We start from the raw sequence: 17148 nt of genomic DNA on the forward strand, positions 1-17148 counted from the left end.
CCGCACGCCGACACCACCCCGGAATCCCCCCGGCCTCCCCCGCAATCCCCCGGGCTCCCCCGGGCCCCCTCACACGCCCAGCGCCGCGAGCCGCTCCTCCACCCGCTCCGGCGCGTACAGGTGCTCCACCACCAGCGCACCCGCCCCGACGACGCCCGCGTGCCCGCCGAGCCGCGAGGTGACGATCTCCAGGTGGGCCGTGGAGCGCGGCAGGGCCCGCTGGTAGAGGAGCTCGCGCACGCCGGTGAGGAAGGGTGTTCCGGCCAGATCTCCGGCGATCATGAGAACGCCGGGGTTCAGGAGCGTCACGACCGTGGCGAGGACCTCGCCGACCAGCCGCCCGGCCTCCCGCGCGAGCCCCACCGCCTCCGGGTGCCCCGCGGCGAGCAGCTCCCGCACGTCCGAGCCGGACGCGGCCGGGACCCCCGCCGCCGCGAGCCGGGCCGCCACCGCCCGCCCGCTGGCCACAGCGGCCAGACAGCCGTACGAGCCGCACTTGCAGAGTGCGGCGGCGCTCCCCGGCGCCCCGGGCACCCGAATGTGCCCGATGTCGCCCGCGCCGCCGTCGATGCCCCGGTAGAGCGAGCCGTCGACGACGACGCCCGCGCCGATCCCGGTGGAGACCTTGACCAGCGCGAACGCCGAGCAGTCGGGGTAGTGGGCGCGCTGTTCCGCGTACGCCATGAGGTTCGCGTCGTTGTCGACCAGCACCGGCACCGGGGCGGTGGCGCCCGCGGGCCCGGCGTGCTCGGCGACGGCGCGGCGGAGTCTGCCGCGTATGTCGTAGCCGTCCCAGCCGGGCATGATCGGCGGCTGGACGATGCGGCCGGTGCCGGTGTCGACCGGGCCCGGCACGGCCAGGCCGATGCCGCACACCGTGTCCGCGGCCCGGCCGCTCGCCCGCAGCAGCTCGCCGAACTCCGCGCCGAGCCGGTCCAGGACCCGCTCCGGGCCCTCGTCCACGCGCAGCGCCGTGCCGCGCTCGGCGACGATCTCGCCGGTGAGGGTGAGCAGGGCCGTGCGGGCGTGCCGGGTCTCCAGGTCGGCGGCGAGGACGACGGCGTGCGCGTCGTCGAACTCCAGGCGCACCGAGGGGCGGCCGCCGAGCGGCGAGCTGACCGGTGTGCCCGCGCCCTCGCGGAGCCAGCCCGCGCGGAACAGCCGGTCCAGGCGCTGGCCGACGGTAGCCCGGGACAGGCCGGTGACCTGTTGCAGCGCGCCCCGTGTGGTCGCGCGGCCGCTGCGGACCAGGTGCAGCAGGTCGCCCGCGCTCGCCTGGGCGGCGGCCGGACGTGCCGGGACCCCGTTCCTCATGCCCACTCCCCGCGACTCCCCGCCCATCTGCCGCCCACTCCCTCTGTCTGCCCCCGTGCCCGGCCCGAGGACCCCTTGCGCTCGTCAACTCGGCGTTACATATTGAGTTTTGCGTGTTGCGCAGACGTAACTCTATGGTGGATGGATCCAAACTGACAGGCTGTCGGGCACGGCTCCGGTGAGGCGGCTCCGACGGCCCCGGGAGTGCCGCGTGGACCGTACGACCACGACGAGGGCCGCGATCCGGTCCCCTGCCGCCAACACCGCCGGGCCTCCGGGTCGGCGCCCCGCGGGTCCCCCGCACGCCCCACCGGCTCCTGGCCCCCCGCACCCCGCCCCCGCCTCGCTGCGCGAGCGCGCCGCCCGCGTCCTCGGCGCCAACTGGACCGGCACCGCCACCGTCCCCTCCCGCGCGCTGTACCCGCACCAGTGGTCCTGGGACTCCGCGTTCATCGCCATCGGGTTACGCCATCTCTCGCCGCTGCGCGCCCAGTTGGAGCTGGAGACGCTCCTGGCCGCGCAGTGGGCCGACGGCCGCGTGCCGCACATCGTGTTCAACCCCGCCGTCCCGCTCGACGCGTACTTCCCGAGCCCCGACTTCTGGCGGTCCACCACCGCCGGCCGCGCGGCGGGCGCACCGCAGGCCGTGCAGACCTCCGGCATCGTGCAGCCCCCGGTGCACGCCCTGGCCGCCTGGCTGGTCCACCTCGCCGACCCCGGCCTGTCCCGGGCCCGCTCCTTCCTGCCCCGCCTGCACCCGCGCCTCGCCGCCTGGCACCGCTACCTGCTGCACCACCGCGACCTCGGCGGCGCGGGCCTCGCGGCGGTCGTCCACCCCTGGGAGCAGGGCATGGACAACAGCCCCTGCTGGGACGGGCCCCTGAGCCGCGTCCCACCCGCACGCCCCCGCAGCTACCGCCGGGCCGACCTCGACCACGGCTCCCCCCAGGACCGGCCGACGGATCTCGACTACGGGCGGTACGTGCGGCTCGCGGCGGAGTACCGGGACGGGGGGTACGGGGCCGGGGCGCGGCTCGGCGCCGGGTCCGGGGACTTCGGGTTCGCCGTCGAGGACCCCGCGTTCAACGCCCTCCTGATCGCCTCCGAGCACGCCCTCGCCCGCATCACGGGCGAGCTGGGCGTGCCCGCGACGGCTCGGCACGACCGGGCGGAGCGGCTGACGCGGGTGCTCGTGGAGCGGCTGTGGGACGCGGCGGACGGGATCTTCCGGTGCCGGGACCTGCTGGGCGGGGACGCGCGGGCCGGCGGGGAGCTGGTGGGTGAGCGTGGCGTGACCGGGCTGATTCCGCTGGTGGTGCCCGGGCTGCCACAGGGGGTCGTGGCCGAGCTGGTCGCCACGGCCCGCGGGCCGCACTTCGAGCTCGGCGGGCGGGCCCGGCTCGTGCCGAGCCACGATCTGCTCAGCCCCGCGTTCGACCCGCGGCGGTACTGGCGCGGGCCCGCCTGGTTCAACACCAACTGGCTGCTCGCGCGCGGGCTGCGGCTGCACGGCGCCCGGGAGCACGCGGACGCGCTGCGCGCCGCGCTCCTCGACACCGCCGTGGCCTCGGACTTCGCCGAGTACGTGGACCCGTACACCGGAGAGGGCTGCGGCGCCCGCGGCTTCAGCTGGACCGCGGCGCTCGCCCTCGACCTGAGCGTCGACACGGCGCTCGACCTCGACCTGAGCGTCGGCGCGGCGCTCGACCTCGACCTGAGCATGGATACGCCAGCGGGGCCTGGTGCGGACGAAGGGGCTCGGAATGACTGACCGGGAGCATCAACTGCTGGTGCGGGGCGCGACGTTCGCCGCCGTCGGCGCGGGCGGCGACATCCGGGGCGTGCCCGGCGGCACCGCCCCCGACGGGCTGTTCGTGCGCGACGCCCGTCACCTGAGCCGCTGGCAGCTCACGGTGGACGGCGCCGTGCCCGAAGTGCTCACGCCCGCGACGGCGTACGGCCCGGACGCGGACGCCGACGTGGCACGCTGCGTGCTCGTGCCGCGCGGCGGCCGGCAGGAGCCGCCCGCGTACACGCTCTTCCGTGAACAGGCCGTCGTGGACGGCGCGTTGGTGGAGGCGCTGCGGATCACCAGCAACCGGCCCGTGCCGACGACGCTGCGGCTCGCGCTGACCGCCGACGCGGACTTCACCGATCAGTTCGAGCTGCGGGCGGATCACCGTACGTATACGAAGACGGGGGCGGTGCGGTCGCGGCGGGTGCTGACGGCGGCGGTGGACGGGTCCGGCGAGGGTGGTTCCGGTGAGCGGACTGCCGGTGAGCGCCCTTCCGGGTACGACGGGTCCCGGGCGCACGACCGCCACCTCCCGCAGTCCGCCCATCCCGCCCAACCGCCGGTCCTCGGCGTCGAGTTCGGGTACCGGCGCGGCGACTGGCTGGCGCGCACCACCGTCACCTCCGAGCCCGCGCCGGACGCCGTCGAGGAGACCGGTACCGGTGCGCGGCGGCTCGTCTGGGCCCTGGAGCTGGCCGCGCACGGGTCGGCCGACATGGCGCTGACCGTCATGGCCGGGCCGCACGGGGGCCCGCCGCTGCCCGCGCCGCCCCGCTCGCCGAGTGCCGCGCTGCGCCAGCTCACCGAGGCACAGGACGAGTTGACGTCCTCCGTGACGCTCCCCGGGAGCTGGCCCGAGCTGACCGCGGCCTGTACGCGCGGCCTCGCCGACCTCGCCTCGCTCCAGGTGCCCGCGCGGGGTCCCGACGGCGAGGAGCTGAGCGTGCCCGCGGCCGGGGTGCCCTGGTTCCTCACGCTGCTCGGCCGGGACGCGCTCATGACGTCCCTGTTCGCGCTCCCGTACGTACCGCGCCTGGCCGCCGCGACGTTGCCCGCGCTCGCCGCGACCCAGGCCACCGAGCACACCGAGGGGCGCGTCGCCCAGCCCGGCAAGATCGTGCACGAGGTGCGGCACGGGGAGCTGGCCCACTTCGGGCAGGTCCCCTTCGGGCGGTACTACGGCTCGGTCGACGCGACGCCGCTGTTCCTCGTCCTCCTCGGCGCGTACACCGAGCAGACCGGGGACACCGCGCTCGCCCGGCGGCTGCAGCCGCACGCGCGGGCGGCGGTCGGCTGGATGCTCGACCACGGGGGGCTCACCGCCCGGGGGTATCTGGTGTACCGCGCGGACGAGGGCGGGCTCGCCAATCAGAACTGGAAGGACTCGCCCGGGGCGATCTGTGACGCCGACGGGACGCGGACGCTGGGGCCCGTGATGGCTGCGGGGGCGCAGGGGTACGCGTACGACGCGCTGCGGCGGACCGCGTGGCTCGCGCGCACGGTCTGGGACGACGAGGTGTACGCGGCGCTGCTCACGCAGACCGCAGCGGATCTCCGCGACCGGTTCCAGCGGGACTTCTGGATGCCCTCCCGCTCCTTCCCCGCGCTCGCCCTCGACGGGGAGGGCGGGCAGGTCGACGCGCTCGCCTCCGACGCGGGGCACCTGCTGTGGTCGGGGCTGCTCGACAAGGAGTACGGGGAGGCGGTGGGGCGGCGCCTGCTCGAACCCGACTTCTTCTCCGGCTGGGGCGTCCGCACGCTCGCCTCCGGCCAGGGGGCCTACCACCCGCTCTCCTACCACCGGGGTTCCGTGTGGCCCCACGACAACGCCCTCATCACCCTCGGCCTCGCCCGCTACGGCCTCCACGACGAGGCCCGCGCCGTCGCGCACGCCCTGGTCGACGCCGCCGCCACGGCGTCCGGCCGCCTCCCCGAAGTCCTCGCGGGCTACGAACGCGGGGCGTACCCCGCGCCCGTCCCGTACCCCCACGCGTGCGTACGCGAATCCCGCTCGGCGGCGGCACCGCTGGCGCTGCTCACGGCGGTGGGCGGGGCGTAGCCCTGGCCGGGCGCCGGGCGGGGCGGGGGCCGAGCCGGGCGGGGCGGGGGCCGAGCCAGGCGGGGCGTGGGCCGAGCCAGGCGGGGCGTGGGCCGAGCCAGGCGGGGCGTGGGCCGAGCCAGGCGGGGCGTGGGCCGAGCCAGGCGGGGCGTGGGCCGAGCCAGGGGGCGCGGCCCTCGGGGGTCAGCCGCCCGACGTGTCCAGTTCCGCCTCGGCGGAGATGCCCGCGCAGTCGTAGGGGTCCTTCAGCCAGCCGTCCGGCAGGACCACGCGGTTGTTGCCCGACGTGCGGCCGCGCGGGCCGTCCGCGCCGGTGGGCCAGGGCTGGTCGAGGGACAGTTCGCCGAGGCCGTCCTCCAGTTCCGCGAGGGAGGAGGTGATCGCGAGGCGCTTGCGCATCTCGGAGCCGACGGCGAAGCCCTTGAGGTACCAGGCGACGTGCTTGCGGAAGTCGATGACGCCGCGCGCTTCGTCGCCGATCCACTCGCCGAGGAGCGCGGCGTGCCGCAGCATGACGGCGGACACCTCCCGCAGGGAGGGAGCCGCGGGCGCCCCGGTCCCCTCGAACGCGGCCACCAGGTCCCCGAACAGCCACGGCCGCCCGAGGCACCCACGCCCCACGACCACCCCGTCGCACCCGGTCTCGCTCATCATCCGGACCGCGTCCGCGGCCGACCAGATGTCCCCGTTGCCGAGCACGGGAATCTCCGGCACATGCTCCTTGAGGCGCGCGATGGCGTCCCAGTCGGCGGTCCCGCCGTAGTGCTGGGCGGCGGTCCGGCCGTGCAGGGCGATCGCCGTGACGCCCTCCTCGACGGCGATCCGGCCCGCGTCCAGGAACGTGATGTGGTCGTCGTCGATGCCCTTGCGCATCTTCATGGTGACGGGCAGGTCCCCGGCGCCGCTGACGGCTTCCTTGAGGATCGCCCGCAGCAGCGGCCGCTTGTACGGGAGGGCCGACCCGCCGCCCTTGCGGGTCACCTTCGGGACGGGGCAGCCGAAGTTCAGGTCGATGTGGTCGGCCAGACCCTCCTCCGCGATCATGCGGACGGCCTTGCCGACGGTCGCGGGGTCGACCCCGTACAGCTGGATCGAGCGCGGCGTCTCGCTCGCGTCGAAGTGGATCAGCTGCATGGTCTTCTCGTTGCGCTCGACCAGCGCGCGGGTGGTGATCATCTCGCTGACGAAGAGGCCCTTGCCGCCGCTGAACTCCCGGCACAGCGTGCGGAACGGCGCGTTCGTGATCCCGGCCATCGGCGCGAGCACGACGGGCGGCTGCACGGTGTGCGGTCCGATCGCGAGCGGCTGCTGCTGCTGGGGCTGGGACATGGGCGGGCTCTCCGGGGCGTACGAGGCGGGGCGGGCGGCCGGGACCGGGGGCGAGCCCCGTGCCGGGGGCGCGGCTCCGGGACGGGGGCCAAGCCTCCATTGTCCCCTACGCGCCGGACAGCTCCGTCAGCCGTACGAGGCGCCGCTCGGTCTCGTCGTCCGCGGGCACATACGCGACCAGCCGATGTGCCTGCGGCCGCGCCGCCATCCACAGGTTCCGGTGCTCCAGGCTGAGCAGCCCCACCTCGGGGTGCCGGTACCGCTTCACGTGCGGCGACATCGTCGCGACCTCGTGCCGTTCCCACAGCTCGCGGAACTCCGCCGACTCCGCGAGCAGCCCGTCCAGCCGTTCCTTCCACGCGGGCTCGGCCCCGTGCTCGGCCATGCCCACCCGGAACTTGGCGATCAGGTCCCGCAGCATCTCGTCCCGGTCGAGGAACGTCTCCCGCCAGCGGCTGCTGGTGGTGAGCAGCCACAGGCAGTTGCGCTCCCGCGCGGGCAGTTCGGTCAGCTCGCCGAAGACCTGCGCGAAGGGGCGGTTGTGGGCGAGGACGTCGTAGCGGGCGTTCTGGAGGGTGGCCGGGTAGGGCGCGATGGTGTGCATGAGGCGCAGGGCGGTCGGGGACCGCAGGGGGCAGTCGTAGTCGGGGCGGGGGTCGCCGGCGCCCGCGAGGACGAAGAGGTGGCCGCGTTCGGCGGGGTCCATGAGGAGGGCCCGGGCGATGGCGTCCAGGACCTGCGCGGAGACGCGGATGGCCCGCCCCTGCTCCAGCCACGTGTACCAGGTCACCCCGACCGCCGAGAGCTGTGCGACCTCCTCGCGGCGCAGCCCCGGCGTGCGGCGCCGGGCCCCGCGCGGCAGCCCGACCTGCTCGGGCGAGATCCGCTCGCGGCGGCTGCGCAGGAAGGCGGCGAGCTCCTGCCGCCGGGTGGTGTCCTCGGCCCCGGCGGCACGCAGGGCGGGCTCGTCCTCGGGCTCGCGTGACACCGGCTCGGACGAGAGGGGCCCTGCGTCTGCGGTGATGGTCACCCCTCCAGGCTGCCGCACCCCGCACCCCGTTGCCAGGTGCGTCTGGTACCAGGATAAAGAGACTCTGGTACCCCCCTGGGTGCCCGCCCATCGTCGTATCCGTGACTCCAGCGACCTCTTCCGGCAAGCCCCGTACCCGTACCGCTCCCCCGTCCCCCTCGTCTGCCTCGTCTCCCGCGTCTCCCGCGTCCGCGAAACCCCCCGTCCTCACCCCCCTCGGCCTCGCCACCATCCTGCTCGGCGCCGCGCTGCCGATGATCGACTTCTTTGTCGTGAACGTGGCGCTGCCCGACATCGAGGCGGATCTGCACGCCCCCGCCGCCACCCTGGAGATGGTCGTGGCGGGCTACGCGGTCGCGTACGCCGTGCTGCTGGTCCTCGGCGGGCGGCTCGGCGACACGTACGGACGGCGCGGGCTGTTCCTGTGGGGTGCCGTCGCCTTCGGCGTGACGTCGCTGGCGTGCGGGCTCGCGCCGACCGCGTGGTGGCTGGTGGCGGCGCGGGTGGCGCAGGGTGCGGCGTCCGCGCTGATGCTGCCGCAGGTCCTGGCGACGATCCACGCGACGACGAGCGGGGAGCGCCGGGCGCGGGCCGTGTCGCTGTACGGCTCGGTCGGCGGGGTTTCGATGGTGCTGGGGCAGATCCTCGGCGGCGTCCTGGTGGCGGCCGACCTGGCGGGCACCGGCTGGCGCATGGTGTTCCTGATCAACGTGCCGGTGGCGGCGCTGGCCCTGGTCCTCGCGGTGCGCTCGGTGCCGGACAGCCGGGCGGAGCGCCCGGCGCGCGGGGACGCCGGCGGGACGGTGCTGCTCGCGGTGGCGCTGACCGCGTTCCTGCTGCCCCTGACGGAGGGCCGGGCGGCGGGCTGGCCGCTGTGGTCGGTCGTGACGCTGATCGCGGCGCCCTTCCTGATCTGGGCGTTCGCGGCCGTCGAGCGCCGCGCCGAGGACAGCGGCGGCAGCCCGCTGCTGCCGCCGTCGCTGATGCGCGAGCCGGGCGTCCGCCGGGGGCTCCTCATCGGTGTGCCGATCTTCATCGGGTTCAGCGGCTGGATGTTCGTGAGCGCGGTGACCCTCCAGGAGGGCCTCGGGTACGGGGCGCTCAAGGCGGGCCTGACCCTGATCCCGATGGGCGTCGCGCAGTTCACCGCGTCCCTGCTGGCGCCGCGCCTGGTGAACCGGCTCGGCAGCCGCGCCCTCACCCTGTGCGCCCTGGTCCACGGCGCGGGCGTCGCCGTCCTCGCCCTGACGGTCCTGTGGGCGCCGTGGTCGGCGCTCACCCCGCTCGCGCTCGCGCCGGGCCTGGCGCTGTGCGGATTCGGCCAGGGCATCCAGCTCCCGCTGTACTTCCGCATCCTGCTGTCCGCCGTACCCGCCGCGCGTGCGGGCGCGGGCAGCGGGCTCGCGGCAACGGCGCAGCAGTCCTGCCTGGCCGTGGGCGTGGCGACGCTCGGGTCGCTGTTCCTGGCCCTGGAGTCCGGCACCGGCCTGCGGGAGGCCTTCGCGACGGTCCTCGCCGTCCAGCTCGCCGGGCTCCTCGGCCTGGCCGCACTCAGCCTGCGACTGCCGCGCGACCTCGGCTGACGCCCGGCCGGGGCGGAGCACACCGCGTGCGGAGCCGCCGCCCGGCCGGGGCGGAGCCTCCCACCTGGGGATACCGTCGACCGTATGCCCGAGTTGAGTCACCGGCGTCGGATGCTCGTGCTCGCGATCTGCTGTATGAGCCTGCTGATCGTGAGCCTGGACAACACTGTCCTGAACGTGGCGCTGCCCACCATGGGCCGCGAGTTCGACGCCGGGGTGTCGGGCATGCAGTGGACGATCGACGCCTACACCCTCGTCCTCGCGTCCCTCCTGATGCTCGCGGGCTCGACGGCCGACCGCATCGGCCGCCGCAAGGTGTTCCAGGCGGGCCTGCTGGTCTTCACGCTCGGCTCGGTCCTGTGCTCACTCGCCCCCAACCTGGAATGCCTGGTGGCGTTCCGCATGATCCAGGCCGTCGGCGGTTCGATGCTCAACCCCGTCGCGATGTCGATCATCACGAACACGTTCACCGAACCGCGCGAGCGGGCCCGCGCCATCGGGGTGTGGGGCGGTGTCGTCGGCATCTCCATGGCGGCGGGCCCGCTGGTCGGCGGGCTGCTCGTGGACTCGGTGGGCTGGCGGGCGATCTTCTGGGTCAATCTGCCGGTGGGCCTCGCGGCCCTCTTCCTCACCACCCGGTACGTCCCCGAGTCCCGCGCCCCGAAGCCCCGCCGCCCGGACCCCGTCGGCCAGCTCCTGGTGATCGGCGTCCTCGGCGCCCTGACGTACGCGATCATCGAGGCGCCCACGGCGGGCTGGACGTCCCCGTTGATCATGACGTTCGCCGCGACCGCCGCGACGGCCTTCGCGGGTCTGCTCCTGTACGAGCCGCGCCGCGCGGAACCCCTCATCGACCTGCGCTTCTTCCGCTCGGCGCCGTTCAGCGGCGCCACGGTGATCGCGATCGCGGCGTTCGCGGCCCTCGGCGGCTTCCTGTTCCTGGCCACGCTCCACCTCCAGGACGTACGCGGCCTCGACGCGCTGCACGCCGGTCTGTGGATGCTGCCGATGGCCGCCATGACGCTGGTGTGCGCGCCGCTGTCGGGGCGGCTCGTCGGCGCCCGGGGGCCGCGCCCCTCGCTGCTGATCGCGGGCGTGGCGATGACGGCGTCCGGGGTGCTGTTCGCGGCCTTCGAGGCGGAGAACGCGGTCCCGAGCCGGGTCCTCGCCTACGTCCTGTTCGGCCTCGGCTTCGGCTTCGTCAACGCGCCCATCACCAACACGGCGGTGGCCGGGATGCCCCGCGCCCAGGCGGGCGTCGCCGCCGCCGTCGCCTCCACCAGCCGCCAGATCGGCCAGACCCTCGGCATCGCGGTCATCGGCGCGGTCCTGGCCTCCGGGGTGGCGGCAGGGCACACGGCTTCGTACGCGGCCGACTTCACGCACGCGAGCCGCCCCGCGTGGTGGATCATCGCGGGCTGCGGTGCCGCGGTCCTTGCCGTCGGGGCCCTGACCAGCGGGAAGTGGGCGCAGGGCACGGCGCGGCGGACGGCGGAGCGGCTCGCGGAGGGGCCGGGTGACGTGCCGGTGCCGGAGGTCGGGAGACCCCTCCCGGGTGACAAGTAACAGAAAACAGATAACAAAACTTGAAATCTGTCAGCGACGGGTGCATGGTGGAACCACGCCATCTACCAGCAAAGGCTCTGGAGTCCTCATGCGCACCCTCACCCTCGGCACCACCGGCCCCACCACCTCCGCCCTCGGCCTCGGCTGCATGGGCATGTCCGCGCTGTACGGCGAGGCCGACCGCACGGAGTCCATCGCGACCATCCACGCGGCCCTCGAAGCGGGCGTCACGCTCCTGGACACCGGCGACTTCTACGCGATGGGCCACAACGAACTCCTCATCGGCGAGGCCCTGCGCTCCGCCCCCGCCGCCCACCGCGAACAGGCCCTCACCAGCGTCAAGTTCGGCGCCCTCCGGGACCCGGACGGCGGCTGGTCCGGCTACGACGGGCGCCCGGCGGCGGTCAAGAACTTCGCCGCGTACTCGCTGCAGCGCCTGGGCGTCGACCACATCGACGTCTACCGCATCGCCCGCCTGGACCCGGACGTCCCCGTCGAGGAGACCGTCGGCGCGATCGCCGAGCTGGTCGAGAAGGGGCACGTGCGCCACATCGGCCTCTCCGAGGTCGGCGCGGAGTCGCTGCGCCGGGCGGCGGCCGTCGTCCCGATCTCGGACCTGCAGATCGAGTACTCCCTCGTCTCCCGCGGCATCGAGGCCGAGATCCTGCCCACGGCCGCCGAACTCGGCATCGGCGTCACCGCGTACGGCGTCCTGTCGCGCGGCCTGATCTCCGGGCACTTCGAGCGGGACCGGCAGCTCGCGGCGAACGACTTCCGCGGCATGAGCCCGCGCTTCCAGGGCGACAACCTGCAGCGCAACCTCGACCTCGTCGACGCCCTGCGCAAGATCGCCGAGAACAAGGGCGTGAGCGTCGCGCAGACCGCGATCGCCTGGGTCCTCGCGCAGGGCCCGAAGTCCGGCGCCTCGATCGTGCCGCTGGTCGGCGCCCGCCGCCGGGACCGGCTCACCGAGGCGCTCGGCGCCCTGGACGTGACGCTCGACGCCGCCGACCTCGCCGCGATCGAGCAGGCCGTCCCCGTCGACGCGGTCGCGGGCGCCCGCTACCCCGAGTCGCAGCTGGCGCACCTCGACAGCGAGCACTGACATGACCGGGCACCGCCGCCGTCAGTGCCGTCAGTGCCGACGGGTACCTTCGTGACCATGGCTACGACCGAGACCCTGACCGCCGAGCGCATCCTCGCCGCGACCGAGGAGGTCCTGCGTCGGCACGGCGCCGCCAAGGCGACCGTGGTGGACGTGGCCCGGGTGCTCGGCGTCAGCCACGCCAGCGTGTACCGCCACTTCCGCACGAAGGCCGCGCTGCGCGAGGCGGTCACCAAGCGCTGGCTGGACCGCACGTCCGACGCCCTGTCCGGCGTGGTCGACGCGGACGGGCCCGCCGAGGACCGGCTGCGGCGCTGGCTGACCGGGCTCTTCGCGGCCAAGCAGCACAAGGCGGGCGACGACCCGGAGCTGTTCGCGACGTACACGGTCCTCGTCGGCGAGGCCAGCGAGGTCGTCGACGAGCACATCGCGGACCTCACCGGCCAGCTCGCCCGCATCGTCCGACAGGGCATGGAGAACACCGAGTTCACCCCGTCCGACCCCGCCACCACGGCCCGCGCCCTGTTCGAGGCCACGGCCCGCTACCACGACCCGGCGTACGCACCGGAGTGGTCCCGCGCGGACGCCGAGGAGGCCTTCACGGCCCTGCTCGACCTGCTCGTGCGGGGCCTGCGGCCCTGACGGGCACATTCGAAGAGGCGCCCGATTCTCCTGTTCCGCTGACCCGCTCCCGACCCGCCTGATTCCCTGATCCCCGGCACCCCCAGGGACAACAGGAGGCACGAAGTGGCTTTATCGGCAAGCGAGTTGACGGCAGGTACGGTCGAAGCCGACTACGTCGTCGTCGGCGCCGGGTCGGCCGGATGCGTGCTCGCCGCGCGGCTCAGCGAGGACCGAGGCGCCGGTGCCACCAGCGTGCTGCTGCTCGAAGCGGGCCCCCGCGAGACGAAGGCGGACCTCGCGACGCCCGCCGCGTGGCCGTCGCTGTTCGGCACGGACGTGGACCACGGCTACACCTCGGTGCCGCAGCCGGGCCTCGGCGGGATCGCGCCGCCCTGTCCGCGCGGCCGCACCCTCGGCGGTTCCAGCGCGATCAACGCGATGGTGTTCCTGCGCGGCCACCGCGCGGACTACGACGCGTGGGCGGCGGCGGGCTGCGACGGCTGGGGGTTCGACGACCTGCTGCCGTACTTCCGGCGGATGGAGTCGGTGCCGGGCGGTGGCGGCGCGGGCGCCGAACTCCGGGGCGACCGCGGCCCCTTGCGCCCCTCCCCCACCCCCGACGCCGACGTCAACCCCGTCTCACGGGCCTTCGTCGCTGCCGCTGCCGCCGCCGGACACCCCCTCACCGACGACTTCAACGGCGCCCGCCAAGAGGGCGCGGGACTGCACGACCTGACGGTCGCCGACGGGGTCCGGCAGAGCGCGGCGGACGCGTATCTGCACCCGGTCGCCGCGCACCGCCCGCGGCTGACGGTGTCCACGGACTCCCGCGCGCACCGGCTGCTCTTCGACGGCGACCGGTGCACGGGCGTGGAGTTCACCCGCGACGGCCGGACGGTGCGGGCGTACGCGCGGGCCGAGGTGATCGTCAGCGCGGGCGCGGTCGACTCGCCCCGGCTGCTCCTGCTGTCCGGCATCGGCCCCGCCGACGAGCTCCGCGAGGCCGGGGTCGACGTGCGCCACGACCTGCCCGGGGTCGGCCGCGCACTCCAGGACCATCCGCTGTGCGGGCTCGTGTACGCGGCCGAGAAGCCGATACCGGCCGGCCGCGCCAACCTCTCGGAGGCGTCCCTCTCCTGGCGCAGCGACGCCGGCCTGCCGGGCCCGGACATGCAGGTGATGTTCATCCACGTGCCGTACCACCCGCCGACGATGTCCGCGCCGGAGAACGGCTTCACCCTGGGCGTGACCACGGTGCCGCGCGCCCGGGGCTCGGTGCGGCTCGCCGACGCCGACCCGGACTCGGCGCCGCTGATCGACCCGGGGTACCTCGCCGACGAGTCGGACGTGCGGCGCCTGCTGCACGGCCTTGAGGTGGCGCGGGGGATAGCGGCGGCGGGCCCGTTCGCGGAGTGGGGGGCGCGGGAGGTGCTGCCGGGCGCCGGGGTGACGGACGCGGCGGGGCTACGGGCGTTCCTGGCGGCGGCGACGGGACCGTACTTCCATCTGGCGGGGAGCTGCGCGATGGGGCCGGGCCCGGCGGCGGTGGTGACGCCGGACCTCAGGGTGCGGGGCGTGGACGGCCTCCGGGTCGCGGACGCGTCGGTGATGCCGTCGATCGTGTCGGTGAACACGAACGCGGCGGCGCTGGTCATCGGCGAGAAGGCGGCTGACATCGTCCGCAGCGCCGCATAGGTGCTCCGCCTGCGCCGTGGCGACTTGGCCGCTTCTCCGGCTGCGGGTGCCTTGTGGCTGGTCGGGCAGTTCCCCGCGCCCCTACGGGGCTCGGAGCCCGCCTATGAACCCGCGGACGCCGACGGATCCACCGTCGCCTGGTGCTCCTCCGCCAGGTGTTCCGCCGCCTTGAGCCACGGCAGGAACTGCGCCTTGCGGCTCCAGTCGCAGGTGTCGCAGGTCAACTGCCGCTGCACACCGGCTTTTCGCACGTGGACGATGTGCTCGCGCCCGTGCTGATCCCATCTGCTGACCTTGCTCGTGGTCGTCGGAGGCATGGCGCCCAGTGTGCAGCAAGGCCCCCGGTTCCGTGGCCGGAACCGGGGGCCTGCGTGCCAAGAAGGAGTGAACGTCAGCAGCCGACGAGACGCGTCGCCAGGTAGCCCTCGATCTGGTCGAGGGAGACCCGCTCCTGCTTCATGGTGTCGCGCTCGCGCACGGTCACCGCGTTGTCCTCAAGGGTGTCGAAGTCGACGGTGACGCAGTACGGCGTGCCGATCTCGTCCTGGCGGCGGTAGCGGCGGCCGATGGCGCCCGCGTCGTCGAACTCGATGTTCCAGTTCTGCCGGAGGGCGGCCGCGAGGCCCTTGGCCTTCGGGGACAGCTCCGGGTTGCGGGACAGCGGCAGGACGGCGACCTTCACCGGGGCGATGCGGTGGTCGAAGCGCATGACGGTGCGCTTCTCCAGCTTGCCCTTGGCGTTGGGGGCCTCGTCCTCGATGTAGGAGTCGAGCAGGAAGGCGAGCATGGTGCGGCCGACACCGGCGGCGGGCTCGATGACGTACGGAGTCCAGCGCTCGCCGGCCTCCTGGTCGAAGTAGGAGAGGTCCTGGCCGGACGCCTTGGAGTGGGCCGACAGGTCGTAGTCGGTGCGGTTGGCGACGCCCTCAAGCTCGCCCCACTCGCTGCCGCCGAACTGGAAGCGGTACTCGATGTCGGCGGTGCGCTTGGAGTAGTGGGAGAGCTTCTCCTTCGGGTGCTCGAACCACCGCATGTTCTCCTCGCGCAGGCCGAGACCGGTGTACCAGTTCCAGCGCTGCTCCATCCAGTACTCCTGCCACTTCTCGTCCTCGCCCGGCTTGACGAAGAACTCCATCTCCATCTGCTCGAACTCGCGGGTGCGGAAGATGAAGTTGCCGGGCGTGATCTCGTTGCGGAAGGACTTGCCCATCTGGGCGATGCCGAACGGGGGCTTGCGGCGGGAGGTCGTCTGCACCTGGGCGAAGTTGGTGAAGATGCCCTGGGCGGTCTCGGGGCGCAGGTAGGCGACGGAGCCGCTGTCCTGGGTGGGGCCGAGGTGGGTGGAGAGCAGGCCCGAGAACTGCTTGGGCTCGGTGAACTGGCCCTTGGTACCGCAGTTGGGGCAGTTGATGTCGGCGAGGCTCTCCGGGGCGCGGCCCTTCTTCTCCTCGAAGGCCTCCTCCAGGTGGTCCGCGCGGAAGCGCTTGTGGCAGGAGGTGCACTCGGTGAGCGGGTCCGTGAAGGTGGCGACGTGGCCGGAGGCCTGCCAGACGTCGGTGGCCAGGATCACGGACGAGTCGATACCGACGACGTCCTCGCGCGAGGTGACCATGTAGCGCCACCACTGGCGCTTGAGGTTCTCCTTCAGCTCGACGCCCAGGGGTCCGTAGTCCCAGGCGGCGCGCTGACCGCCGTAGATCTCACTGCACGGAAAGACGAAGCCTCGGCGCTTGCTCAGGCTGACGATGGTGTCGATCTTGTCGGCGGCCACGGTGCTCTCTTCATTACGACGACGGCGAAGCCACGCTTCGGGGCTGACGAAGCGCATGCCTCAGGAGCGAATGCTTCAGATTACCGGCGGCCGTACCCCTCGGATCAAATCGGTTCCGGCATGGGCTGATTCCAGAAGTCGCCGAGCGCGAGTGCGCATGCACACATCGACACTTTGTTGACAATCGTTTCCAAGTTTGTTGAAAATGACTGTCATGAACGTACGACGCCTCATACCCACCGCCGCCCTCGCGACCGCCACGGTCCTCGGCCTCACGGCCCTGACCGCCTGCTCCCCCGACGCGGCGGACAAGAACAGCGAGGGCAAGCTGGACGTGGTGGCGTCGTTCTACCCGATGGAGTTCCTGGCCAAGGAGATCGGCGGCGACGACGTCGAGATCACGACGCTGACCGAGCCCGGTCAGGAGCCGCACGACCTGGAGATCAGCGCCAAGCAGACGGCGCAGCTGGAGAACGCGGACGCCGCGCTCTTCCTGAAGGGGCTGCAGCCCTCCGTGGACGAGGCCATCGGCCAGTCCGGCATCAAGACCAAGATCGACGCCGCGTCCCTGACCAGCCTGGAGAAGCACGGCAACGAGGTCGGCGGGCACGCCAAGGAGCACGACGAGGGCGACGGGCACGGCGAAGAGGGCCACGGGGGCGAGGAGGGCCACGAGGGCGAAGAGGGCCACGAGGGCGAAGAGGGCCACGAAGGCCACAGCCACGAGACCCCCGGCGGCAAGGACCCCCACATCTGGCTGGACCCGGTGCGCTACGCCGAGGTCGCCGAGGGCGTCGGCAAGGCCTTCGCGAAGGCCGACCCCGACCACAGGGCCACGTACGAGAAGAACACCGCGGCCCTGGTGAAGAAGCTCAAGGGCCTGGACACGGACTTCAAGAACGGCCTGCAGGACCCCGCCGCCAAGTCGAAGGTCTTCATCACCACGCACGCCGCCTTCGGCTACCTCGCCGAGCGCTACGGCCTCACCGAGGAGGCCATCACCGGCCTGGACCCCGAGGGCGAGCCGAGCGCGAACCGTGTGAAGGAGCTCCAGCAGATGGCGAAGGCCGACGGCGTCACGACGGTCTTCTACGAGACGTTGGTGAGCGACAAGACCGCCAAGACCCTCGCGGACGACGCGGGCCTGAAGACGGCCGTGCTCGACCCGATCGAGGGCATCACGGACAAGTCCAAGGGCGACGACTACATCGAGGTGATGCGGTCCAACCTCACCGCCCTGCAGCAGGCACTCGGCACCAAGTGACCACCGTCAGCCC

13 protein-coding genes are annotated in these 17148 nt (G+C 73.6%); 8 read left to right on the forward strand and 5 right to left on the reverse strand.

The window, feature by feature from the left end; translation table 11 throughout:
* Nucleotides 1-69 precede the first annotated feature (69 nt).
* Entirely contained in the window at nucleotides 70-1314 is a 1245-nt protein-coding gene (locus tag IE274_RS01090) for an ROK family protein (protein WP_190113616.1), read from the reverse strand.
* A gap of 211 nt (nucleotides 1315-1525) precedes the next feature.
* Between IE274_RS01090 and IE274_RS01095 the strand changes: the two genes are divergently transcribed.
* Nucleotides 1526-3085, forward strand: coding sequence for an MGH1-like glycoside hydrolase domain-containing protein (locus IE274_RS01095; RefSeq protein WP_229909072.1), 1560 nt, complete (start codon nucleotides 1526-1528; stop codon nucleotides 3083-3085).
* The gene (locus IE274_RS01100; protein WP_190113617.1) at nucleotides 3078-5168 is read left to right on the forward strand and encodes an amylo-alpha-1,6-glucosidase; all 2091 of its coding nucleotides are present in this window, start codon (nucleotides 3078-3080) and stop codon (nucleotides 5166-5168) included. Before IE274_RS01095 ends, IE274_RS01100 begins: the two co-directional genes overlap by 8 nt.
* A gap of 183 nt (nucleotides 5169-5351) precedes the next feature.
* On the opposite strand, the gene dusB is transcribed toward IE274_RS01100, so the two are convergent.
* Together dusB and IE274_RS01110 are read right to left on the reverse strand one after the other, a co-directional pair.
* Nucleotides 5352-6497: a tRNA dihydrouridine synthase DusB gene (gene dusB, locus IE274_RS01105; protein WP_190113618.1), complete on the reverse strand. Its 1146-nt coding sequence runs from the start codon at nucleotides 6495-6497 to the stop codon at nucleotides 5352-5354.
* A 106-nt stretch (nucleotides 6498-6603) separates the two neighbouring features.
* A complete protein-coding gene (locus IE274_RS01110) occupies nucleotides 6604-7521 on the reverse strand; it encodes a helix-turn-helix transcriptional regulator (protein ID WP_229909163.1) in 918 nt (305 codons plus the stop codon).
* A 107-nt stretch (nucleotides 7522-7628) separates the two neighbouring features.
* Between IE274_RS01110 and IE274_RS01115 the strand changes: the two genes are divergently transcribed.
* From IE274_RS01115 to IE274_RS01135, 5 genes are all read left to right on the forward strand, one after another.
* Nucleotides 7629-9110, forward strand: a complete 1482-nt coding sequence (locus IE274_RS01115; protein ID WP_229909073.1) for an MFS transporter — start codon at nucleotides 7629-7631, stop codon at nucleotides 9108-9110.
* An 84-nt stretch (nucleotides 9111-9194) separates the two neighbouring features.
* Complete coding sequence (locus IE274_RS01120) at nucleotides 9195-10676, forward strand: MFS transporter (protein ID WP_190113619.1); 1482 nt, start codon at nucleotides 9195-9197, stop codon at nucleotides 10674-10676.
* 88 nt (nucleotides 10677-10764) lie between these two features.
* Nucleotides 10765-11781, forward strand: coding sequence for an aldo/keto reductase (locus IE274_RS01125; protein ID WP_190113620.1), 1017 nt, complete (start codon nucleotides 10765-10767; stop codon nucleotides 11779-11781).
* Between the two features lie 57 nt (nucleotides 11782-11838).
* Entirely contained in the window at nucleotides 11839-12423 is a 585-nt protein-coding gene (locus IE274_RS01130; protein ID WP_190113621.1) for a TetR/AcrR family transcriptional regulator, read from the forward strand.
* Between the two features lie 105 nt (nucleotides 12424-12528).
* Nucleotides 12529-14100 carry a GMC family oxidoreductase gene (locus IE274_RS01135; RefSeq protein WP_190113622.1) on the forward strand — a complete coding sequence of 524 codons (1572 nt, stop codon included), beginning with the start codon at nucleotides 12529-12531 and terminating at the stop codon, nucleotides 14098-14100.
* Nucleotides 14101-14201: 101 nt separating this feature from the next.
* On the opposite strand, the gene IE274_RS01140 is transcribed toward IE274_RS01135, so the two are convergent.
* Nucleotides 14202-14417 carry a hypothetical protein gene (locus tag IE274_RS01140; protein ID WP_190113623.1) on the reverse strand — a complete coding sequence of 72 codons (216 nt, stop codon included), beginning with the start codon at nucleotides 14415-14417 and terminating at the stop codon, nucleotides 14202-14204.
* A 74-nt stretch (nucleotides 14418-14491) separates the two neighbouring features.
* Nucleotides 14492-15871 carry a glycine--tRNA ligase gene (locus IE274_RS01145; RefSeq protein ID WP_190113624.1) on the reverse strand — a complete coding sequence of 460 codons (1380 nt, stop codon included), beginning with the start codon at nucleotides 15869-15871 and terminating at the stop codon, nucleotides 14492-14494.
* A 214-nt stretch (nucleotides 15872-16085) separates the two neighbouring features.
* On the opposite strand from IE274_RS01145, the gene IE274_RS01150 reads away from it, so the two are divergent.
* Entirely contained in the window at nucleotides 16086-17135 is a 1050-nt protein-coding gene (locus tag IE274_RS01150) for a metal ABC transporter substrate-binding protein (RefSeq protein WP_190113625.1), read from the forward strand.
* Nucleotides 17136-17148: the final 13 nt, after the last annotated feature.

The organism is Streptomyces flavofungini, from assembly GCF_014650815.1.
Taxonomy (GTDB): Bacteria; Actinomycetota; Actinomycetes; order Streptomycetales; family Streptomycetaceae; genus Streptomyces; species Streptomyces flavofungini.

What these genes read in the sequence shown, in the direction of transcription:
- IE274_RS01090 (WP_190113616.1), bottom strand. Translation starts at nt 1,314, where the DNA reads ATGAGGAACGGGGTCCCGGCACGTCCGGCCGCCGCCCAGGCGAGCGCG.
- IE274_RS01100 (WP_190113617.1), top strand. Translation starts at nt 3,078, where the DNA reads ATGACTGACCGGGAGCATCAACTGCTGGTGCGGGGCGCGACGTTCGCC.
- dusB (WP_190113618.1), bottom strand. Translation starts at nt 6,497, where the DNA reads ATGTCCCAGCCCCAGCAGCAGCAGCCGCTCGCGATCGGACCGCACACC.
- IE274_RS01120 (WP_190113619.1), top strand. Translation starts at nt 9,195, where the DNA reads ATGCCCGAGTTGAGTCACCGGCGTCGGATGCTCGTGCTCGCGATCTGC.
- IE274_RS01125 (WP_190113620.1), top strand. Translation starts at nt 10,765, where the DNA reads ATGCGCACCCTCACCCTCGGCACCACCGGCCCCACCACCTCCGCCCTC.
- IE274_RS01130 (WP_190113621.1), top strand. Translation starts at nt 11,839, where the DNA reads ATGGCTACGACCGAGACCCTGACCGCCGAGCGCATCCTCGCCGCGACC.
- IE274_RS01140 (WP_190113623.1), bottom strand. Translation starts at nt 14,417, where the DNA reads ATGCCTCCGACGACCACGAGCAAGGTCAGCAGATGGGATCAGCACGGG.
- IE274_RS01150 (WP_190113625.1), top strand. Translation starts at nt 16,086, where the DNA reads ATGAACGTACGACGCCTCATACCCACCGCCGCCCTCGCGACCGCCACG.